The sequence below is a fragment of the Paenibacillus sp. genome (genome assembly GCF_035645235.1).
Lineage (GTDB): Bacteria > Bacillota > Bacilli > Paenibacillales > YIM-B00363 > Paenibacillus_AE.
Map to the genome: position 1 here is coordinate 24,514 of NZ_DASQMZ010000122.1, position 20,920 is coordinate 45,433.

At 63.1% G+C, this 20,920-nt stretch carries 18 protein-coding genes; 14 read left to right on the forward strand and 4 right to left on the reverse strand.

What is annotated here, in order from left to right:
* The first annotated feature begins 11 nt into the window (after nt 1–11).
* Entirely contained in the window at nt 12–2,192 is a 2,181-nt protein-coding gene (locus tag VEZ38_RS11630) for a Sip1-related alpha-galactosidase (RefSeq protein WP_324893528.1), read from the forward strand.
* Nucleotides 2,189–3,949 (forward strand): glycoside hydrolase family 2 protein, encoded by a 1,761-nt coding sequence (locus tag VEZ38_RS11635; RefSeq protein ID WP_324893529.1) that lies wholly within the window; start codon nt 2,189–2,191, stop codon nt 3,947–3,949. Before VEZ38_RS11630 ends, VEZ38_RS11635 begins: the two co-directional genes overlap by 4 nt.
* Before the next feature lie 83 nt (nt 3,950–4,032).
* Here VEZ38_RS11635 and VEZ38_RS11640 read toward each other — a convergent pair whose 3' ends face one another.
* Complete coding sequence (locus tag VEZ38_RS11640) at nt 4,033–5,895, reverse strand: heparinase II/III domain-containing protein (protein ID WP_324893530.1); 1,863 nt, start codon at nt 5,893–5,895, stop codon at nt 4,033–4,035.
* A 240-nt stretch (nt 5,896–6,135) separates the two neighbouring features.
* On the opposite strand from VEZ38_RS11640, the gene sigK reads away from it, so the two are divergent.
* Both sigK and VEZ38_RS11650 read left to right on the forward strand, forming a co-directional pair.
* Complete coding sequence (gene sigK, locus VEZ38_RS11645) at nt 6,136–6,834, forward strand: RNA polymerase sporulation sigma factor SigK (RefSeq protein ID WP_324893531.1); 699 nt, start codon at nt 6,136–6,138, stop codon at nt 6,832–6,834.
* A 95-nt stretch (nt 6,835–6,929) separates the two neighbouring features.
* A complete protein-coding gene (locus tag VEZ38_RS11650) occupies nt 6,930–7,769 on the forward strand; it encodes an MBL fold metallo-hydrolase (protein ID WP_324893532.1) in 840 nt (279 codons plus the stop codon).
* A 224-nt stretch (nt 7,770–7,993) separates the two neighbouring features.
* Here the strand turns inward: VEZ38_RS11650 and VEZ38_RS11655 are convergent, their stop codons facing one another.
* On the reverse strand, nt 7,994–9,472 hold the full coding sequence (locus tag VEZ38_RS11655) for a DHA2 family efflux MFS transporter permease subunit (protein WP_324893533.1): 1,479 nt from the start codon (nt 9,470–9,472) through the stop codon (nt 7,994–7,996).
* A complete protein-coding gene (locus VEZ38_RS11660; RefSeq protein ID WP_324893534.1) occupies nt 9,465–9,929 on the reverse strand; it encodes a MarR family transcriptional regulator in 465 nt (154 codons plus the stop codon). The genes VEZ38_RS11655 and VEZ38_RS11660 overlap by 8 nt, the downstream gene beginning before the upstream one ends.
* 171 nt (nt 9,930–10,100) lie before the next feature.
* On the opposite strand from VEZ38_RS11660, the gene VEZ38_RS11665 reads away from it, so the two are divergent.
* Complete coding sequence (locus tag VEZ38_RS11665) at nt 10,101–10,991, forward strand: ROK family protein (RefSeq protein WP_324893535.1); 891 nt, start codon at nt 10,101–10,103, stop codon at nt 10,989–10,991.
* A 148-nt stretch (nt 10,992–11,139) separates the two neighbouring features.
* Here the strand turns inward: VEZ38_RS11665 and VEZ38_RS11670 are convergent, their stop codons facing one another.
* Nucleotides 11,140–11,727, reverse strand: coding sequence for a hypothetical protein (locus VEZ38_RS11670; protein ID WP_324893536.1), 588 nt, complete (start codon nt 11,725–11,727; stop codon nt 11,140–11,142).
* Nucleotides 11,728–11,849: 122 nt separating this feature from the next.
* On the opposite strand from VEZ38_RS11670, the gene spoVAC reads away from it, so the two are divergent.
* The 9 genes from spoVAC to aroE all read left to right on the forward strand — a co-directional run.
* Nucleotides 11,850–12,335, forward strand: a complete 486-nt coding sequence (spoVAC, locus tag VEZ38_RS11675) for a stage V sporulation protein AC (protein ID WP_414694707.1) — start codon at nt 11,850–11,852, stop codon at nt 12,333–12,335.
* Complete coding sequence (gene spoVAD / locus VEZ38_RS11680) at nt 12,335–13,351, forward strand: stage V sporulation protein AD (protein WP_324893538.1); 1,017 nt, start codon at nt 12,335–12,337, stop codon at nt 13,349–13,351. Before spoVAC ends, spoVAD begins: the two co-directional genes overlap by 1 nt.
* A 14-nt stretch (nt 13,352–13,365) precedes the next feature.
* Nucleotides 13,366–13,716 carry a stage V sporulation protein AE gene (spoVAE, locus tag VEZ38_RS11685; RefSeq protein ID WP_324893547.1) on the forward strand — a complete coding sequence of 117 codons (351 nt, stop codon included), beginning with the start codon at nt 13,366–13,368 and terminating at the stop codon, nt 13,714–13,716.
* 171 nt (nt 13,717–13,887) lie between these two features.
* Nucleotides 13,888–14,847 (forward strand): MoxR family ATPase, encoded by a 960-nt coding sequence (locus tag VEZ38_RS11690; protein WP_324893539.1) that lies wholly within the window; start codon nt 13,888–13,890, stop codon nt 14,845–14,847.
* 4 nt (nt 14,848–14,851) lie between these two features.
* Nucleotides 14,852–16,087 (forward strand): DUF58 domain-containing protein, encoded by a 1,236-nt coding sequence (locus tag VEZ38_RS11695; protein WP_324893540.1) that lies wholly within the window; start codon nt 14,852–14,854, stop codon nt 16,085–16,087.
* Nucleotides 16,084–18,339 (forward strand): transglutaminase TgpA family protein, encoded by a 2,256-nt coding sequence (locus tag VEZ38_RS11700; RefSeq protein WP_324893541.1) that lies wholly within the window; start codon nt 16,084–16,086, stop codon nt 18,337–18,339. Before VEZ38_RS11695 ends, VEZ38_RS11700 begins: the two co-directional genes overlap by 4 nt.
* A 113-nt stretch (nt 18,340–18,452) precedes the next feature.
* Nucleotides 18,453–18,965 carry a YqeG family HAD IIIA-type phosphatase gene (locus VEZ38_RS11705; protein ID WP_324893542.1) on the forward strand — a complete coding sequence of 171 codons (513 nt, stop codon included), beginning with the start codon at nt 18,453–18,455 and terminating at the stop codon, nt 18,963–18,965.
* The gene (gene yqeH / locus VEZ38_RS11710; protein WP_324893543.1) at nt 18,966–20,084 is read left to right on the forward strand and encodes a ribosome biogenesis GTPase YqeH; all 1,119 of its coding nucleotides are present in this window, start codon (nt 18,966–18,968) and stop codon (nt 20,082–20,084) included.
* A 42-nt stretch (nt 20,085–20,126) separates the two neighbouring features.
* Nucleotides 20,127–20,920: shikimate dehydrogenase (gene aroE / locus VEZ38_RS11715; protein ID WP_324893544.1), on the forward strand; the 794-nt coding region annotated here is incomplete at its 3' end.

Genomic DNA, 20,920 nt, shown 5'->3' on the forward strand with positions numbered 1-20,920 from the left:
AGGAGCTTATCTTGCAATTTCACGTTCACGGCGGCGTCGTCAGCATCGTTGACGGGGATCGCGTCATCTTAGAAAATATCGCCGTATCGCTGCGTCTGCACGACGGGCGGAACGTCGCGCTGCCGTTCGCTTCCTTCGAGGAAGCGGCGGAAGACGCATCCGTGCCGTCTCGGCTCGGGGCGCGCCAAATCCAGCGCGTCGTCTTCGCCGCCGACGAAGGCCGCACGTACGCGAAGCTGGAGCTGGCGGCCGCCGGCGCGGGCGCGGCGCTGTTCGTTCGCGCGCACGTGCACAACCGCGAACTGTTCCGCGACCGGGTCACGCTCGCGTCCGAGGCCGGCGTCGTCGTGCATGTCGGAAACGCGCCGGGGCTCACGTCGCTGATGGCGAACTATCAGCACAAGGATTGGTGGACGCGGCCGCACGTCGACCCGAACCTCGCGGCGCTGCCGCCTCGCACGCTGTCGCTGCTTTGGCGCGCCGGGGAAGCGGGCTACGCGCAGTTGCTGCCGATGACGGACGACGCGTTCCGCGCGGATTTGTGCGGCTCGCCGTCCGGCGGCTTCGACGTCCGCCTGTCCGCCTTCCAAGGCGGCTTCGCCTCCGTCTCGACCGCGGCGTTCGCGCTCGCGGCCGGCGACGATCCGTACGCCCTGGCGGACGAGACGGCCGCCCTCGGCCTCGCCGCCCGCGACGCGCTCGCGAAGCCGCGGGCCGACAAGTCGTATCCGGAGCCGCTCGATTACCTCGGGTGGTGCAGCTGGGACGCCTTCTATCAGAAGGTGGACGCGGAAGGGCTGCTGACGAAAACCGCGGAGCTCGCCGCGGCGGGGCTGCCCGTCCGCTGGGTCATGATCGACGACGGCTGGTCGGAGATCAGCGACGATAAGCGGCTGCGCACGTACGACGCCGACCGGCGCAAGTTCCCGGGCGGCCTCGCGCCGGTCGTGAACGAGATGAAAGCGAAGCATGGCGTCCGCTGGGTCGGCGTCTGGCACACGATCGCCGGCTATTGGGGCGGCGTCGATCCGGACGGGGAGCTGTTCGAAGGGAACCGGGGGCATCTGTTCGAGACGAACGGCGGCGTCTGGGTGCCCGCGCCGGATGCCGCGAAGGCGTTCGGCTTCTGGAACGACTGGCACGGGTACCTGAAGCGCCAAGGCATCGACTTCGTCAAGGTCGACAGCCAGAGCGCAGTGCTGAATTTCTTCCGCGAGCTCGCCCCGATCGGCGCGGCGGCGAAGGCGGCGCATACGGCGCTCGAGGCGTCGGTCGCGCTTCACTTCGGCGGCACGATCATCAACTGCATGGGCATGGCTTCGGAAAACGTTTGGCATCGACCGATGTCCGCCGTCTCCCGCAACAGCGACGACTTCGTGCCGGAGGAGGCGACGGGCTTCCGCGAGCACGCGCTGCAGAACGCGTATAACTCCTACTTCCACGGCTCGTTCTACTGGGGCGACTGGGATATGTTCTGGAGCACGAATCACGACGCCGTGCAAAACATGGCGCTGCGCGCCGTCAGCGGCGGCCCGGTGTACGTCAGCGATAAAGTCGGCGGCACGAATCCGGACCACATTTGGCCGCTCGTCTACCGCGACGGGCGCATCATTCGCTGCGACCGGCCGGGCGTGCCGACGGCGGACTGCCTTATGGTCGATCCCGTCGCCGCGGGTACGCCGCTGAAGCTGTGGAACACGGTCGGCGCCTCCGGCGTCGTCGCCGCGTTCGGGCTGAGCGAGTCCGCGGCGGAAGGGTCGACCGGCCCGTCCGACGTGCCGGGGCTCGCCGGCGACGCGTTCGTCGCCTATGAATACTTTAGCGGGAAGGCGACGCGCCTCGCCGCGGACGAGCGCCTGCCGCTGCGGCTCGCGCCCGCGGAGACGGCCATGTACGCTTACGTGCCGGAGCGCGCGGGCGGCGTCACGCCGATCGGCCTCGTGAACAAGCTCGTGCCGCAGGCGGCCATCGAGCGCGTCGTCGCGGCCGACTCGCGCCTGTCCGTCTCGCTGCGCGAAGGCGGCCGTTTCGGCTTCGCCGCGTCCGGCGACGCGTTCGCCGCGCCTCGCGCGACCGTCAACGGCCGCGTAGCCGCCGTCGTCGGGCGCGATGGCTGGCACGAAATCGACTGCTCCGGCGAAGCCGGCCCGGTCGTCATCGACATCGACATCGAAGGAGCGACTTCCATATGACGATTACGCAGCCGCGCGCGGAGTACCCGCGCCCGCAATTTGCACGCGACGCTTGGATGAACCTGAACGGCGAATGGGAGTTCGCGTTCGACGACGAGCGCGCCGGCGACGCCGGAGGCTGGCACGACGGCGAATCGGGGGCGTTCCCGCTTCGCATTACGGTGCCGTTCGCGCCGCAAAGCAAGCTGAGCGGCATCGCCGATCCGTCGTTCCACGACGTCGTCTGGTACCGCCGAACGTTCGCCGTCCCGGCGGACTGGAAGGACAAGCGCGTGATTCTGCATTTCGGCGCGGTCGATTACGAGGCGTCCGTCTGGGTGAACGGCCGTCTCGTCGCGACGCACGTCGGCGGCCACACGCCGTTCCATGCCGACATTACCGGCGCGCTCGCGCCTTCCGGCGACAACACGCTCGTCGTGAAGGCCGTCGACTACGCCGAGGACTTGACCGTGCCTCGCGGCAAGCAATACTGGAAGCCGAAATCGGAAGGCATCTTCTATACGCGAACGACGGGCATCTGGCAGACGGTGTGGCTCGAGGCCGTCGCGCCGGTGTCGCTCGAGAAGATTCGCCTGACGCCGGATCTCGACCGCAAGGAAATCGAAATCCGTTCGACCGTTCGCGGCTGGACGAAGGGGAAAGACGTCCGCATTCGCGCGGAAATTACGTTCAAGGGCGAGGTCGTGGCCGAGGACGAATACGCGATGAAGCACGCTTGCGAGACGCGCCGCATCCGCCTCCCGATGATCAGCGAGCAAACCGGCGGCTTCTGGTCGCCTCGCAACCCGAACCTGTTCGATCTTGCGCTTCGCGTCTTCGTCGACGGCGTCGAGACGGACGTCGTAAGCAGCTATTTCGGGATGCGGAAAATTTCGATCGAAAACGGCAAGCTGTGCCTGAACAACCGGCCCTATTACATGAAGCTCGTCCTCGACCAAGGGTACTTCCCGGACGGCAACCTGACGCCGCCGAGCGACGAGGCGATCCAGCGGGACGTCGAGCTGACGAAGGCGATGGGCTTCAACGGCGCGCGCAAGCATCAGAAGCTCGAGGATCCGCGGTACTTGTATTGGTGCGACAAGCTCGGACTGATCGTATGGAGCGAGATGGCGAACGCCTACGATTTTACGGAGGAGTATGCGCGGCGCTTCACGCAGGAATGGATCGAGGCGGTCGAACGCGACTATAATCATCCGAGCGTGTGCGTTTGGGTGCCGATCAACGAAAGCTGGGGCGTACCGAACGTGCAAATCGACCGTCAGCAGCAGCAGCACGCGCTAGCCATGTACCACCTGACGAAGTCGCTCGACCCGATGAGGCCGGTCGTCTCGAACGACGGCTGGGAGCTCGTCGCGACCGATCTGTTCACGATCCACGATTACGCCTCGAAGCGCGAGACGCTGGAGAAGCGGTACGCCGACGCGGAGACGGCGGTGAACGCGCTGCCGGCGAACCGACGGCTGTCGGTAGGCGGCTACGAGTACGCGGGTCAGCCGATTCTCGTCAGCGAGTTCGGCGGCATCGCGTACAAGAAGAGCGAATGGGAGGGCTGGGGCTATTCCGGCGCGGAAAACGACGAAGACTTCGAAGCGAAGCTGCGCGCCGTCGTGCAGCCGCTCCTGACGTCGCCGATCGTACAAGGCTACTGTTACACCCAGCTCACCGACGTCGAGCAGGAAATCAACGGCTTGCTCACGTACGACCGCGTACCGAAACTGCCCGTAGAGAAAATCAAAGCGATCAACGAAGGGAAATAAACGAAAATCGCGCCCGCTTGGAGGCAACCGACAGCAGCATCTGTCAGCAGCCTCCTAGCGGGCGCTTTTTGCTTTCGGGGGAGCTATTCGAGACGGTATTCCGCTTCGAACGACGTTTCGCGCCCGATGCGACGGACTAACACGCCCCAGCGCAGCAGGTCCGCGCGGTGCTCATATCCCTTGAAGATGAACACTTCCGTGCCCGGGCTTCCCCGCATGGATAGGGTCACGGACTTGTCGGGAAAGCGCCATTGCAGCTCCCAATCCCGGTCGGTCATGCAGCTTTGTACGTGCTGCATGAGCTGGTAGCCGTCCTCGTCGCCGGGAGGCGGGGAGTCGTGCATCGGGAGCGTATGGACGAGTTCGCCCGAACAGTGAAACAACCAGTCGACGACATGTTCCTCTCTGTCGTCGAAGGTGACGGCGAAGGTATCGTGCAGACGCCCGGGCGTTAGGCGCAGTTCCCGTGCATAGTGAACGCCTGGATAAACATCCTTGGCGGCCGCGCTGCAAATGGAATGCTCGGCATCGAAGGCTAGGATCGTGCCCGGCGGGCGATGCGGCTGATTCCGCCGGTCGACCATGACCGTATTGTGCGCGATCGATTTGCGCTGCCACTCCCGGAACAAGTCCGAGCCGTACCCGCTGTTGGAAATGTCCCTCGAGACGATCTCGTCCTTCCAGAAGAGCTCGAAATTCATCACGTCCGCATGGGAATGCTCCCGGATGACGAATCCGTATTTCAGGAAGACGCTTGCCTGGTCGTTCTGGAGCATCGCATAATGAATCGACGGATCATGATGAGACACTCGCTCCGGTCTCGGCGAGACGCCGGTTTCCCGCTCGAAAGCGTCAAGCTCTCCCTTCCAGTCCGTCCCGAACAGCAAGCGCGGAAGTCCGCCGATGCGCGCATCGTCGTAACATTCGGACAGCGCATATCGATAGGCAGGTTCGTCGTATAAGTTCTGAATCCACTCGTACTGGTGAGCGTAATTGCCGAAGCCGAGCAGCGGCCACCCGTCGTTCGGGCTCGGGAACCGACCGTTCGGGAACGCGAAGCGGGTCGGGTACCGATACATGCTGCGAATGCCGTCCGTGAGCTCCGGGAAGTCGTACTCGTACAACTTGCAGAAGGCGGCGTAATAGGTTAGCCCTTCGGCGCAGTAGAAATGGTAATGGAAGGAGCTCTCATACCAAAAGCCCTCAGCAAGCAAGCCGGTCTTCAGCTGGGTCCGAATGCCTTCCTCTCCGTCCGCGGCGAGCCTGCACCAATCGTGCTCTCGGAAGAAGAGGCCGATCATGCCGAGCGCGGATTTCATCCAACAGCATATATTGGGCGTGCCTCCCTTCTTGCGATGCAGAAACTCCGCCATCGGGAAGAAAAATCGTTCCTTGTAACGCGTAAGCTCCTCTTCGGAAAAGGTTTCCTTCACCAGTTCCATTCCGTTCAACATCCAGCAAATGCTTACGGCGTCGCTTAGGTTGATGCCGCTGAATTTTCCCTCGAAGCCTTGCGGCGTGCTTACCGCAAGCGCTGGGAGATGCTCGGCATAGAAGGCTAGCACTTTGCGGATGTATTCCAGGTAGGAGGCGTCTTCCGTAATTCGGTAAAGCACCGCCGCATGAAACACCTGCGTGCAGGAATGGCTTCGATATGCCGCGCACCACGCTTCGTCGGCGATCGCGTCCCGGCGCGGCTTGCCGCATTGGCTGCAGGCATGCTCGCCGGGCTTAGCCGGGTCGAATACGAGCGGAACGGCGCACTCCGCGCAAAAATAGTTGTGCATCCACCCCGCGACGCGGGTCGGATCGTCTTGATAATGCGCGACCCACCAGTCCGTCGTTTGCTTTGTTTTATCGAAGATGTCTTTTGCCCATTCGTACGTGCCGATCTTCGCCTTGACGGCCGTCCAATCCCTCACGAGTCGAAGCTCTGTCCCGTTCATTCGGCTGATACCCCTTTTCTAATGAATGCCTACCTACACAATACCGCGAAAACGCCTTCGCAGAATGGTAAGATGCTTTCCGAAAGTAGTAGAATCGTCTTCTCTTTTTGTATAACCTTTGTTCTGCGCGCGGATGCGTACAGGCACGAATGGGCGTCCGCCCACATACAATGTAGGGATGCGCCGTCCCGGGGAGAACGCCGGACACGGGGCGGGCAAAACTTCAGGGGGTGTTCCGACGTGCCTGGTTTATTCGCAATGATTGCCTTATTCATCAAGCAGTTAATGCTCTTGGTGTCCTACGTCAAGAACAACGCGTTCCCGCAGCCGCTGAACGAAGCGGACGAGGCGAAGCATCTTCGACTGATGGCGGAAGGAAATCAAGTTTCCAGAAATTTATTGATCGAGCACAACCTGCGGTTGGTCGCGCATATCGTAAAGAAATTCGACAATACCGGCGAAGATCTCGAGGACCTCATCTCCATCGGCACGATCGGCCTGATCAAGGCGATCGAATCGTTCTCCCCGGACAAGGGGACGAAGCTGGCGACCTTCGCGGCTCGCTGCATCGAGAACGAAATCCTCATGCATCTCCGCTCGCTCAAGAAGACCAAGAAAGACGTCTCCCTGCACGACCCGATCGGGACGGACAAGGAAGGCAACGAAATTACGTTGATCGACATTCTCGGCACGGACTCCGATGAAGTGGCCGAGCAGGTCCAGATGAAAATCGAGAAATCGAAAATTTACGCTCATTTAGATATCCTAGACGAACGCGAGCAAGAAGTCATCCGGGGCCGCTTCGGGTTGGACCATGGAGGAGAGGAGCGGACGCAGCGGGAGATCGCGAAGGAACTCGGGATTTCCCGCTCGTACGTCTCGCGCATCGAAAAAAGAGCGTTGATGAAGCTGTACCACGAATTTTATAAGAAAAGGTAACGCGGCCCGCCGGGTGGAAATTGTTTCCCTTCGGCGGGTGTTTTTATGTTTTAATAAGGAGAAATCATTCTGCTTGCGCGAAGGGACGGAACGAGATGAAACGGGATTTGGCTGCGGAAATCGCCGCGACGCGACTGCCGGACGACGCGGTGGCGATTTGGTCGCTCGGGCAGTGCGGCTTCGTCATGAAGCACGGCGCGACGACGATCGGAATCGATTTATATTTATCGAATTGGGTGTACGAGCTGGTCGGCGAACCGTGGTCGCGGACGGCGCCGCCGCCGATCGAGCCGGAGGCGCTGCCGCCGCTGGACGTCGTGCTGTGCACGCATCACCATGAGGATCATATGGACAAGCGGACGCTGACGGCGCTGCGCTGGAAGGAAGGCGCCAAGCTCGTCGCGCCGCGGGCGCACTTGCCGCTGCTCCGCGAATGGGGCTTCGCGGACTCGTCGCTCGTCGGCATGAACCATGGGGAGACGGTTCGGCTTCCGGGCGTCGATATTTTGGCGTTCGCCGGCATGCACGCCGACTTCGAGCGCGACGCCGAAGGGAATCATCATTTTCTGAGTTACGGGCTTACGCTTGGGGAGATTGTCCTCTACCATGCGGGGGACACGATCGGGTTTCCGGAGCTGGTCGACTGGGTCGGGGCGGCGAAGCCGGACGCGGCGTTCCTGCCGATCAACGGGCGGGATTACCGGCGCACGGCGGCCGGCATCGTCGGCAACATGAATTACCGGGAGGCGGCGGATTTCGCGAACGACATCGGGACGAAGCTCGTGTTGCCTATGCATTACGGCATTTTCCGCCATAACGACGAGAACCCGGCTTACTTCGTCGATTATGCGTATCAGACGTACCCGGAGCTGCCGTTCCATCTGATGCGATTAGGCGAGCGTTTCGTGTATTGGAAGGCGCCTTCCGCGGAGTAAATCAAATCAAGCATAAACGCCCTCCGGAAGCTACTAGGCTTCTAGAGGGCGTTGCTCATATTCTAGCAGGTTACGGGGCATGCCGCGTGTTTCTTTCCAAGCTGTTTCCCTCTGCTCAGCCAAACCGAAAGGTCGATTCCTTCGTCGCGGCGAGCGGGCGCCCCTCGCGATTCCGCTGAGGCAAGGGAAACAGGTCGGAAAGGGGAACCGCGCTCCCCTGCCCGCTACCCTTCCTTCGGCGCGGCCGCCGGCGGCGCGCCTTCCTCCGGTTTCACTTTCTTAATGAAGAACGCGAGCAGGAGCGCGGCGACGGTCATCCACGTAGCGACGACGAACGAGTAGTTGATTCCGTGCACCGCCGCTTCCGTCGTCACCTGCGCCATCGCGGCGGCGTCGGCCGGATCGATGCCGGCTTCGGCGGCGAGCGCTCGCCCGCGGGCTGCCGCTTCGTTCGTCATGATCGTGACGAGCAACGCGGTGCCGAGCGCGCCGGCGATATTGCGCATCGTCTGCGACATGGCGGAGCCGTGCGCGTTCAGCCGCTGCGGCAGCTGATTCAGCCCGGCGGTTTGAATCGGCATCATCAGGAACGCCATGCCGAACATGCGAAGCGTGTACAGCAGCAGGATGAAGTTGTACGAGGTGTCGAGCGTCAGGGTGCTGAATTCGTACGTCGTGACGGTCGTAATGACGAGGCCGACCACCGCCAGCCAGCGCGCGCCGATTTTATCGAAGATGATGCCGGTGATCGGCGACATGAGGCCCATGAGCAGCGCGCCCGGCAGCAGCAGCAGCCCCGATTCCAGCGGAGAGAAGCCGCGCAGCGTCTGTAAATAGATGGGCAGCAAAATCATGCCGGAGAACATCGCCATCGTCACGATGGCGTTGATGAGCGTCGTCAGCGAGAACATGCCGTACCGGAACACGCGGAACTCGAGGATGGGCTTCTCGACTTTGAGCTCACGCCCGATGAAGAGCGCCAAGGCGACGACGCCTACGCAAAGGCTAGCGATGACGACCGGGCTGTCCCAGCCGTCGTTGCCGGCGTCGCTAAAGCCGTACAGCAGGCCGCCGAAGCCGAGGGTGGAGAGGACGACCCCGAGCGCGTCGAGCTTCGGCGCCGTCGTTTTCGTAACGTTCTTCATGGCGAAGTAGCCGAAGAGGAGGGAGAAGAGCGAGATCGGGATGACGATGTAAAACAGGACGCGCCACGAATAATGCTCGACGACCCAGCCCGACAGCGTCGGCCCTGCGGCCGGGGCGAAAATCATGGCGAGGCCCATAATGCCCATCGCCTTGCCGCGCTCCTCGACCGGGAAGATCGTCAGGACGACGATGGACATGAGCGGCATGAGAATGCCGGCCCCGGCGGCCTGCACGAGACGGCCGGTCAGCAGGACGCCGAACGTCGGCGCGAGGGCGCAAATTACGGTGCCGGCGAGAAATAAGACGACGGCGGCGTGGAACAACGACCGCGTCGTGAACCGATGGATCAAATAGGCGCTGATCGGGACGAGGACGCCGTTGACGAGCATATAGCCCGTCTGCAGCCATTGGGCCGTGTTCGCCGTAATTCGCAGGTCTTCCATCATCCTCGGCAGCGCGACGTTGAGCAGCGTCTGGCTAAGCAAGGCGACGAAAGCGCCGATGACGAGCGCGGCCAGAATCGGGCCGCGGCGCAAGGCGGGGACTTCGTTATTCATCTCGCAGTTCCCCTTCTCCGTTAGGCTGAAATAATCGAACGATGCTCTCGTGAATCCTCATTAGCGCGTCGACGTCCTCGGGCGGCAGCGCGAGCAAGGGGGAGAGCAGCTCGAGCCTCGCCTCGTCCGTTCGCCGCCAGACGTCCGCGCCGGCTTCCGTCAGGGCGAGGGAGACGGCGCGGCGGTCGTTCTCGCCTCGCCGCTTCGCGAGGAGGCCGGCCTTCTCCATGCGGTCGACGATGCCGCTCGTCGTACTGTTGTTGAGATGGATGCGCTCCGCCAGCTCGGCCAGGCCGATGCCCTCCCGCTCGGTCAGCACGCGCATGACCATCATTTGCCCCGGCGTAATGCCGTGCGGCTGCGCCGCGCGCATGAGCTGCTGATAAAACACCTGATGAACGCGCCGGAACGATTGAAAGACGTCTTGCAGACGTTGGCGGTCGGCGGTCGGTTCCATGGCGTAAGCCTCCTAAATAATTCGTATACGAAACATTCGAATACGAAGTATTATAGGCGGCGCAGCGACGGACGTCAACCGTCGGTTGTGCGCGCACAGGGAACAAGCTACAATGGAAGGCGAATCGTAAAGTCGGCAGAATACATACGTCGCGGCAGGGGAGAGTTTAGGATGCGAATTGGAGCAATCGAGGCAGGCGGCACGAAGTTCGTCTGCGGCATCGGCAATGAAAGCGGAATGATCGAGGACCGGGTCAGTTTTCCGACCGAGCGGCCGGAGACGACGCTCGCGAAGGTCGTAGCGTATTTCCAAGATAAGCGGGTGGAGGCGATCGGCATCGGCAGCTTCGGCCCGCTCGATATCGATCCGTCGAGTCCGACGTACGGCTTCGTGACGACGACGCCGAAGCCGGGTTGGGCGAACTACGATTTCCTCGGCGAGATGAAACGCAACTTCGACGTACCGTACGGTTGGGACACGGACGTGAACGCCGCCGCCTACGGCGAGGCGACGTGGGGAGCCGCTAAGGGTCTGGACAGCTGTTTATATTATACGATCGGCACCGGGATCGGCGTCGGCGTGTACGCGGAAGGAAAGCTCGTCCACGGCCTCGTTCATCCGGAAGGCGGCCACGTCCTGACGCGGCGTCATCCCGACGACGCTTTCGAGGGCGCATGCCCGTACCACGGCGACTGCCTCGAGGGCATGGCGGCGGGGCCGGCGCTTGAGAAGCGGTGGGGCGTGAAAGGCACCGAGCTGGGCGTCGACCATCCGGCTTGGACGATCGAGGCGCACTATCTCGCGCATGCGATCGCAAGCGCGATCTTGCTGCTCTCGCCGAAAAAAATCATTCTCGGCGGCGGCGTCATGAAACAGGAGCAACTCTTCCCGCTCGTGCGCGCGGAGGTGCGAAAGCTGCTCAACGGGTACGTGCGGGCAGAGTCGATCCTAGGGTCGATCGACGAGTACATCGTGCCGCCGGGCCTCGGCGACAACGCCGGCCTTGGCGGCGCCCTGGCGCTCGGCCTCGAGGCGCTCCGAAAGGCGGCGCCTTCGGCTTAGGACGCCGCGGGGCTCCTCGGCCTCGGCCCGGAGGACCCCTGATCATTGATGCGGACGATGTCGGCATGCGCCATGCTAGCAGCGTTCGCAGCCTATTTCCCACGAAGAAGCATCCGAGCGGTGCTTCTTTTTTTGCGCCGCCAGGCGCTTACGCGCGGCCGAGCGCGATCGGCGCGAGACGGGCGCTGACGAGGCCGAAGTCCATGCCCGCCGTCTCTAACCTGCCCCAGGCGTCTTCCAGCAGCCGTTCGTCGTCGCCGAAGACATAATTGTTTACGCCGCCGCAGCTAGCGAGGCCCAGGCCGCGAAGCCGGGCGATGCGCGCTTCGTATACGGCCAGGTCGGGAACGGCTCGGCGGGGGAAGATGCAGACGTCCACGATGACAGCGGCTTGCGGCACGCCGAACCGTCGGGCGAGCGAGAGCGCGGCCTCTAGGTTCTCGTCGTAACTCTGTACCGCGGCGCCCGGCCGATACGGCAGAAGGACGACGCCGGCGAACGCTTGCAGCGCTTGCGCGCCGATCGCCTGCCAAGCGGACTCGTCCGCCGGGAGGGAGTTCAGCACGGGACGGACGACGGCGCGGGCGGCGGCGACGGCGGCGCGAGGGTCGGGCGCTTCGAGCCATACCGCTGTCCGGCCGCGCAGCGGCTCGAAGCCGTCCGCCGCCGACAAGCGGACGCAGCAGCCGTCGGGCGGGTCCATGGGGATTCGATCGTAATAAGGGATCATGCGCATCGTTGCTGCTCCTTCCAAATTTTTGCGATATTCATAGCTTACCAAGAAATTCGAACGAACGGGGGAAACATACCCGGAGCGGGAACGGGCAATAATGAGTAGAAGCAAAGGCAAATGGAGGAATGCTTGTGTCCAGCGCGACGAAGAAACGATTCCACATCACTCCGAAAGAATACCAAACGTTGGCCAAGCAAAAGGAGCCCGCGCGCCCCGTTCTGGCCAATTGCCTGCGCGCGTTCCTGGTCGGCGGCACGATATGCGTCATCGGGCAGGTCATTACGACGTTATTCGTCGCTTACGCCGGCATGACGAAGGAGCAGGCGGGCATTCCGACCGTCGTGTCGTTGATTTTCTTGTCCGTCGTCCTGACGAGCCTCGGCGTCTACGATAAGATCGCGCAATGGGCCGGAGCGGGGACGGCCGTGCCGGTGACGGGCTTCGCCAATTCGATGTCGTCCGCCGCGATCGAGCATCGCAGCGAAGGCATCGTGCTCGGCGTCGCGACGCGCATGTTCAAGCTTGCGGGCGCCGTCGTCGTTTTCGGCACCGTCGCCGCGTTCGTCGTCGCGCTCGTGCATTGGCTGATCGGGACAGGGGGGCAATCCTGATGAAGCGGGGAAAACAAACCTGGGTGTTCCAAGAGCCGCCAGTCATCGCGTCCCAAGCGGCCGTCGTCGGACCGGTGGAAGGGCAAGGGCCGATCGCCGACGATTTCGACATCGTGCACGACGACCTGTTCGTCGGGGAGAAGACGTGGGAGAAGGCGGAGCGGAAGATGCTCGAGGAGGCGGCGCTGCTAGCGGTGCAAAAGGCGGGCGTGGCGATCGACGACGTCGACCTCTTTATCGGCGGAGACTTGCTGAACCAAATCGTCAGCGCGACGTTCGCGAGCCGCACGTTCGGCATCCCGTATCTCGGCGTCTTCGGCGCCTGCTCGACTTCGATGGAGAGCTTGGCGCTCGCCGCGCTTACCGTCTCGAGCGGGAACGCCGATCGGGTGCTCGCCGGCACGAGCAGCCACAATTGCACGGCGGAGCGGCAATTCCGATACCCGACGGAATACGGCGCGCAGAAGCCGCCGACGTCGCAAAATACGGTGACCGGCGCGGGCGCGGCCCTCGTCTCCCGTTATGGGGACGGTCCCCGGATCGCGGCCGCGACGATCGGCCGCGTCGTCGATCTGGGCATTTCCGATCCGTTCAATATGGGCGCGGCGATGGCGCCGGCGGCCGTCGACACGATCACGCAGCACCTGAGCGACCTGGAAGTATCGCCGGGGTACTACGACTTGATCGTAACGGGCGACCTTGCGGCCGTCGGCTCCGCGATGGCGCGCGAGCTGTTCGAGAAGAACGGCGTCCCGATCGAGGAGACGACGTTCGACGATTGCGGCTTGCTCATTTACGATCGGGACAAGCAGCAAGTGTTCGCCGGCGGCAGCGGCTGCGCCTGCTCGGCGACGGTCACGTACGGCCATCTCCTCAAGCGGCTGGAACGCGGCGAGCTGCATCGCATCTTGGTCGTGGCGACGGGTTCGCTGCTTTCGCCGCTGACCGTGCAGCAGAAGGAAACGATACCTTGCATCGCCCACGCGGTGGCGATCGAGAGCGGAGGTGCTCGTTAATGCTGGAAACCGTCCTGCCGTTCTTCTGGGCGTTCGTCATCGGCGGCGCGATTTGCGTCGTCGGCCAGCTCATGTTCGACGTGTTGAAAATGACCCCCGCGCACACGATGGTGACGCTGGTCGTCATCGGCGCCATCCTGGACGGCGTCGGCTGGTACGACCCGCTCATCGAATTCGCCGGCGCGGGCGTGACGGTGCCGATCACGAGCTTCGGCAATTCGCTGACGCACGGCGCGCTGACGGAGCTTCACCAGAACGGAGCCGTCGGTCTCGTCAGCGGCATATACCATTATACGAGCGCGGGGATTTCGGCGGCGATCGTCTTTTCGTTCTTCGCCGCGCTGCTCGTCCGTCCGAAGGGGTAGCGCGCGCTGCTCCTGCGCGTACCGTCCTGCAGCGGTCCAACCGCGGGACGGTTTTTTTGTTGCCGGGCGGCATGGAAATCGTTACAAAAAAAATTAGAACCTCCAAAGGTGTACCGGTTTGCTTACTTTTAGTAATATGTAGATATACGTGAACAAGAGGAGGCACCGGACATGGAAATGCGCATGGAAGACGACGTTCGCATCGTAACAGAATTGAAGCGCAACTTAGAATCGTGCATCTATGGCAAGAGTGCCGAAATCGATCTCATGCTGACGGCGCTGCTCGCCGGCGGGCATGTTTTGGTAGAAGACGTTCCGGGAACGGGCAAGACCGTGCTGATCAAGGCGTTGGCCAAGTCGGTACAAGCCCAATTCCGCCGCATTCAATGCAACCCCGATTTGCTCCCTACCGACATCACGGGCGTATCGATCTATCATCCGAAGCACGAGACGTTCGAATTTCGCCCCGGCCCGATCATGACGAATATATTGCTCATCGACGAAATCAACCGCGCCACGACGAAAACCCAATCCGCCCTGCTCGAGGCGATGGAGGAGCGCCACGTCACGGTCGACGGCGAATTGTATCCGCTTCCAGAACCGTTCCTGCTGCTCGCCACGCAAAATCCGATAGACTTCGAGGGCACCTACGTGCTGCCGGAGGCGCAGATGGACCGCTTTATGCTCAAATTCGCGCTCGGCTACCCGGACGAGGGAACGGAACGGCGGATGGCGCAGGTGCAGACGGTGTCGCATCCGATCGACGAGCTGCAGCCGGTCACCGACGGCGCTAGATTGCTAGATATCCAGAATAGGGTGAAAACGATCCACGTGGAGGACGGCGTAGGCCACTATGCGGTCGACATCGTGCGGCGCACGCGGGAGCACCGCCAGTTGATGCTCGGCGCGAGCCCCCGCGCGACGCTGGCGCTGCTGTCTGCGGCGAAGGCGTACGCCTTCTTGCAAGGACGGGCGTTCGTCATCCCGGACGATATCAAATGGCTGGCCCCTTACGTCCTCGGTCATAGGCTCGTACTAGAGACGGAAGCGAGATTGGAAGGCGTATCGATGGACTCGATCTTCGAATCGATCTTCCGGGACGCGAAGGTTCCGGTCCGATTGGAGCGATAAGCGCATGCAGCGAGCCCCCAGAACGATCCGTTGGTCCGCGAAAGCTTGGGGACTGGCGCTGTGTCTCATCTCCTGTTTGTTTTTCGTTGCGTTCCAAGGCGGCAAGTTAAGTTTGATGCTGCTCATCATCATTTCTTGTTTATCCGTTTATTTGCTGATGGGCCGCTGGAGCGGCATCTCCTCCGCCCGCGGCCGCCGCGAAATCGGCGGCGTCGCCGGCGGCGCGATGCTGCAGTCGGGCAGCGCGATCAAAGCAAACATTCACGTGGATATTCCCGGCTTCTGGCCGATTCCGTACGTGACGGTCAAGGATAAGCTCACGAAGCTGGGCGGGGAAACCCATGTGTTCGAAGGCACGTTCGTCCCGGATTGGAAACGTCGCGGCGAGCTGACGTACGTCACGCCGCCGCTCGCGCGCGGAGTTTACAAATACGAGGCGGTCGAATGCGCCACGCAGGACATCTTCGGCTTGTTCGAGCACGGAGGCGTCATCTCGATGCCGCTTTCCTTCAGCGTGCTGCCCCGGACGGTCGCGATTCCCGAGTGGCGCCAGCTTCGCACGCTGTTCAAGGGCAATCATCAGCAGTCGTCCGTGAACGGCTCGCACCGCGAGACGACGCAGATTAACGGCGTGCGCGAATACATTTACGGCGATCGTTTGGCCAAGGTGCATTGGCGCGCGACGGCGCGCACCGGACATTGGAAGTCCAAGGAATTCGAGCGCGAATCGCTGCCGAAGCTGACGATCGTGCTCGACCGCCAGACGACGTCTTATCGCTCCGGCGAGCAATTCGAGCTGGCCGTATCCGTCGCGGCTTCCATCGTGCAATTCGCCGCGACCCGCAGCATGTCCGTCGGCTTCCTCTCGGTCGGCGGCGGCAAGGCGTACGCGGAGACGCCCGGCGGCCACGAGACGCGCAGGCGCATCGAGCAGCACTTGATCGAGGTGCAGCCCGATGCGAACGGCGATCCGACGCGCGCGCTCCGGGATCGCTCGCGCCTGCCGGCGAGCGGCGGGCTGGTCGTCCTCGTCAGCCCGCAGCGAGGCGAGGCGGTCCTAAAGCTGCTGAAGTGGCTCGATTTGGGCGGCTTGAGCGCCTGCCACCTGTGGATCAATCAGGAGACGAACGCAAAGCATCGGGACGACTGGACCGCAGCGCTGCGCTCGGTCGGCGTCGCCGCCTACGGCGTGCAGCGTCTGGAAGAGCTTCCGCTCGTGTTAGGAGGGAAGGGCTTATGACGACGGGCTGGAGGTTCGAGGGGGCGGAGCGGCGCCGGAATCCGTTCGCGGCGGCCGCGAAGTGGCTGATGTCGGATTGGCACGATAAAGCGCTGCTGTTATTTCTGGGCGTCTTCCTATATCAATACGTCGTCTGGTTCGATTTCTACTGGCTGAACGAGACCGTCGCCGTCGTCGGCTATGCGCTCGCCGCCACGCTGCTGAGCGCCTGGTTTCTGCCGAAGCCCGCTTGGCTCCGCGGCGCCGCGGCGATCGCCGCGACGTACTACGCGACCGCGCGGACGATTCGGCCGCAGGCGGTGGAGGACGTGCCCGACCACTTGCTCGGATGGGCGCTCGGGGCGCTCGAATATACGTTCCGGCTCGGGCCGTATCTTTGGTTCGCGCTAGGGGCTTGGGCGGTCTACTCGATCGTCGCTTGGTATATCCGGACGAAGTGGCGCCTGTTTTCCGTCATGCTTTCCTCCATCGTCTTGTTTTGCGTCGTCGATTCGTTCAGCTTGTTCCGGCTTTGGGAGCAGGTGGCCGTCATGATCGGCTGCGGCCTCCTTATGCTCGTCGTTTTCCATCTGAAGCAGCTTAAGGCGAGAGACCCGGACGGCTACGGGAACCTCATGGACTATCCGCTGCCGATCACGGTCATGATCGTGACGATCGTCTCCGCCTCGCTCGCCTTGGGCGTGCTGGCTCCGAGCATCCGTCCGATCATTATGGATCCGTATACGGCCTGGAAGACGTACCAAGGAGAGGTCGTGCCGGCGTTCAGCAGCGGTCCGGGCTTCGCGGCGCTGAACGCGGGCAGCTCGGCGTCGGGGTACAGCCGCAACGATTCGAATCTCGGCGGAGCGTTCAACTTCGACTTTACGCCGGTGTTTACGGTCGACGCCTCGCGGCGCAGTTACTGGCGGGGGGAGACGCGATCGCTCTATACGGGCAGCGGGTGGGAGCCCTCGACGTTCACGGAGCGCAACAATCTCGTCCCGCTCGCGATGTCGCCCGACTACCCGGAGGCGCCCGCCGAAGGCGGCCTCGACACGATCGAGGTGACGCAGACGTTCCGGATCATCGAGGGCAAGTCGTTCCCGGTGCTGTTCGCGGCGCCGTTCGCGGATCGTGTCGAGCCTGCGCTGCTCAACGGCGAGCCGGTGCCGCTCGGGCGAGGGTTTTGGGATACGGATACCCGGACGATACTGTGGGCGGAGCGGGACGATTTTCCGTATCCGGCGGCGTATCAGGTCACTTCGCGGATGCCGATCATCGACGGTGAGAAGCTGAAGACGGCGCCGCCGGTCGAGGATGCGAGCGAATTCCGGGAATACTTGCGGCTGCCGGAGACGCTGCCTGCGCGGGTCGGAGCGCTGGCGGCCGAGGTGACGGCGCAGGCGGCTACGCAGTACGAGAAGGCGAAGGCGCTCGAGACGTATTTGAGCATAACGTTCCCTTATACGAACGATCCGGATCTAAGCAAGAAGAAGAGCGAAGACTTCGTGGACGGGTTCCTTTTCGAAATTCAAGAAGGGTACTGCGACTATTTCTCGACGGCGATGGTCGTGATGGCCCGTACGCTCGGCATGCCCGCCCGATGGGTGAAGGGCTACGTGCCGGGACAATCGAGCACCGACATTATTTTCGAACAGTATTTGCCCGGAGAAGAGGTCGATCTCGACGGCCCGGGCACGTTCACGGTCCGCAACGCCGACGCGCATTCCTGGGCGGAGGTGTACTTCGAAGGGTTCGGTTGGATTCCGTTCGAGCCGACCGCAGGGTTTACGCTGCCGATCCTCCAAGCGGAAAACGAAACCGAAACGCCGCTCCCGACCGACCTGCCGGCCGTAGAGGCCTCGGCGCCCGTCGCGGAGGCCGGTTCCGGCGGCGGCGCCGTCGTTTGGATCGTGACGGCCGCAGCGGCGCTGCTCGCCGCCGGCTTCCTCGCGTTCTTCGCGGTCCGTTACCAATGGCTGACGCTGCTGCGCACGCGCGGCCTTCGGAAATCGCCGAACTACAATCTTAAGTTTCTGGCCGATATGGAGCGCTTGTTGGCGCGTTTCCGCCGCAAGGGGCTCGGAAGGACGGAGCATGAGACGCTGCGCGAGACGGCGGCGCGCTGGAAGCGGCAATACACGTGGCTGCAGCACGATTTCGAAGCGCTGCTGGCTACGTTCGAGAAGGCGAAATACAGCGGGACGCGATTGACGGAGGAAGAATACGCCCAAGCGGAGCACCGCATCCGCAAAGTACGGGAAAGCTTATAGCCGCGGTCCGCTTGCCGCCTCGAGCCTTTGGGCTTCGGGGCGGTTCGTTTTTGGCGCGGGCGTGCAAATTATGGTATGATACGCCCAAGAAACCATGCTCGGAGGGAACGCTTTTGCTACAGTTGATGCTGCCGAAGCAGACGGTTCGCACCATTTACGACATCGACTTGGAGGCGCTGCGGGCGAACGGCATCCGGGGGATCATGACGGACCTCGACAATACGCTGGTCGGCGCGAAGGTGCCGCTCGCGACGCCGGAGCTCGGGCTTTGGCTCGACGGCGTTCGCTCTCGCGGCTTCCAGGTCGTTGTCGTTTCCAATAACAACGAATCCCGGGTCCGGGCGTTCGCGGAGCCGCTGCGGCTGCCGTTCGTCTCCCGGGCGCGGAAGCCGCTCAACGCGGCGTTCGCGAAGGCGCTCGGCATGATGGGGCTGCGGCCGCACGAGGCGGCCATCGTCGGCGACCAGATGATGACCGACGTGCTGGGGGGCAACCGGCTCGGGCTGTATACGATTCTCGTCGAACCGATCGCGAAGGCGGACGAGAGCTGGGTGACGCGCAACGTCAACCGAAATTTGGAACGGGCGTTCATCTCTAGGCTGCGAAAGAAAGGGTGGCTGCCGTAAGTGAGTGCGGCGAATACGGGATTGAAATGCTCCGGCTGCGGCGTCGGGGTGCAGACGGAGGAGAAAGCGGCGCTCGGCTACGTGCCGAAAGCGGCGCTCGAGCGAAAGCCGCTCGTCTGCCAGCGCTGCTTCCGCATGAAGCATTATAACGAAGCGTTGAGCGTGACGCCGAATCAGAACGAATTTCTTCGCTTGCTGGGGGGCGTCGGCGATACGGACAGCCTCGTCGTCCATATCGTGGACATTTTCGATTTCGAGGGGAGCTTGATCGGGGGGCTGCAGCGGTTCGTCGGCAGCAATCCGGTCGTGCTCGTCGTCAACAAGATCGATCTGCTGCCGCCTGGCGTCAATCCGAACCGGATTCGGAATTGGGTGCAGCGGCGGGCGAAGGAGGAAGGGCTGCGCACGGTCGAGGTGCTGCTCGTCAGCGCGAAGCGCGGCACCGGCTTCGAGCGGCTCGCGGAGACGCTCGAGGCGCACCGCCGCGGACGCGACGTGTACATCGTCGGGGCGACGAACGTGGGCAAGTCGACGCTCGTCAATCGCCTCATCGCGGATTACAGCGATCTCGACGCCGAAGTGACGGTGTCGTCCTATCCGGGGACGACGCTCGATCTGATCCATATTCCGCTCGACGACGAAGCGAGCGTCATCGACACGCCGGGCATCGTATACGAGACGCGGCTGACGGAGCGGGTGCCGAAGCGGTATTTGGAGGGCATCGTCCCAAGCCGTCCCGTGAAGCCGGCTTCGTACCAGCTCGACGCGGAGCAGACGCTGTTTTTCGGGGCGCTCGCCCGGTTCGACTTCGTCGAAGGCGCGCATCAGTCGTTCACCTGTTACGTGAGTCCAGCGCTAACGATTCACCGCACGAAGCTCGCGAAAGCGGACGCCTTGTACGCGGAGCACGCCGGCGAGCTGCTGCAGCCGCCCGCGAAGGAGGATTTGTCGGCGCTGCCGCCGCTGACGCGGCACCGCTTCCGGGTGAAGCCCGGGACGGACGTCGATTTGTATATCGCGGGACTCGGCTGGATTCGGGCGAACGGTACGTCCGGCGCGACCGTGGACGTGCATGCGCCTAAGGGCGTGAAGGTGATCATGAGGGACGCGTTGATCTAAGGCGCGTCCGGGTGTAAGACAGGGAACGGGGGAGACGCGGACGTGGGGAACGATGGATGGAAACTAGGCGCGGGGAGCGGGATCGACAGCTACACGGAGCTCTACGGGGTGTTCGGGGATCCGGTGCGCCATTCGCGCTCGCCGATCATGCTCGGCCGGGCGTTCGCGGAGGCGGGCGTCAATGCGGCGTACGTCGCGTTCCATGTGTTGCCCGAAAGCCTCGCCGACGCGATCCGCGGCGTTCGGGCGCTCGGCGTTCGGGGCGTGAACGTGACGATTCCGCATAAAGTCGAGGTCATGCGGCATCTCGACGAGATCGACGAGACGGCGCGCGCCATCGGCGCCGTCAACACGATCGTGCGCCGCGACGACCGATTGATCGGTTACAATACCGACGGCATCGGCTACGTGCGCTCGCTGAAGGAGGAGACGGGCGCGGCGCTGCGCGGGGCTCGCATCCTTCTGCTCGGCGCGGGCGGGGCGGCCCGCGGCGTCGCGTACGCGCTCGCGAAGGAAGCGCCGGCGAGACTCACGATCGCCGCCCGGACGGCGTCCAAGGCGGAGGCGCTCGCGGGCGAGCTTCGCGCCGTCGCGGACGCCGAAGGAATCGGTTGGGAAGCAATCGACCATATTATAGGCGAAGCGGATATTCTCATTAACACGACGCCGATCGGCATGCATCCGAATACGGACGCGTCTCCGATCTCCGTCGCGGCCGTCCGGCCGGGCGCGGTCGTCAGCGACCTGATTTACAACCCGCTGAAGACCAAGCTGCTTCGCGAAGCGGAAGCGGCGGGCGCCGTCGCGGACGCCGAAGGAATCGGTTGGGAAGCAAT

Excerpts from the sequence above, each read along its gene's own strand:
- VEZ38_RS11650 (WP_324893532.1), top strand. The coding sequence starts at position 6,930 with ATGAAACGGGATTTGGCTGCGGAAATCGCCGCGACGCGACTGCCGGAC.
- VEZ38_RS11660 (WP_324893534.1), bottom strand. The coding sequence starts at position 9,929 with ATGGAACCGACCGCCGACCGCCAACGTCTGCAAGACGTCTTTCAATCG.
- VEZ38_RS11640 (WP_324893530.1), bottom strand. The coding sequence starts at position 5,895 with ATGAACGGGACAGAGCTTCGACTCGTGAGGGATTGGACGGCCGTCAAG.
- VEZ38_RS11695 (WP_324893540.1), top strand. The coding sequence starts at position 14,852 with ATGCAGCGAGCCCCCAGAACGATCCGTTGGTCCGCGAAAGCTTGGGGA.
- VEZ38_RS11665 (WP_324893535.1), top strand. The coding sequence starts at position 10,101 with ATGCGAATTGGAGCAATCGAGGCAGGCGGCACGAAGTTCGTCTGCGGC.
- VEZ38_RS11635 (WP_324893529.1), top strand. The coding sequence starts at position 2,189 with ATGACGATTACGCAGCCGCGCGCGGAGTACCCGCGCCCGCAATTTGCA.
- VEZ38_RS11670 (WP_324893536.1), bottom strand. The coding sequence starts at position 11,727 with ATGCGCATGATCCCTTATTACGATCGAATCCCCATGGACCCGCCCGAC.
- spoVAD (WP_324893538.1), top strand. The coding sequence starts at position 12,335 with ATGAAGCGGGGAAAACAAACCTGGGTGTTCCAAGAGCCGCCAGTCATC.
- VEZ38_RS11700 (WP_324893541.1), top strand. The coding sequence starts at position 16,084 with ATGACGACGGGCTGGAGGTTCGAGGGGGCGGAGCGGCGCCGGAATCCG.
- VEZ38_RS11655 (WP_324893533.1), bottom strand. The coding sequence starts at position 9,472 with ATGAATAACGAAGTCCCCGCCTTGCGCCGCGGCCCGATTCTGGCCGCG.
- VEZ38_RS11690 (WP_324893539.1), top strand. The coding sequence starts at position 13,888 with ATGGAAATGCGCATGGAAGACGACGTTCGCATCGTAACAGAATTGAAG.
- spoVAC (WP_414694707.1), top strand. The coding sequence starts at position 11,850 with ATGCTTGTGTCCAGCGCGACGAAGAAACGATTCCACATCACTCCGAAA.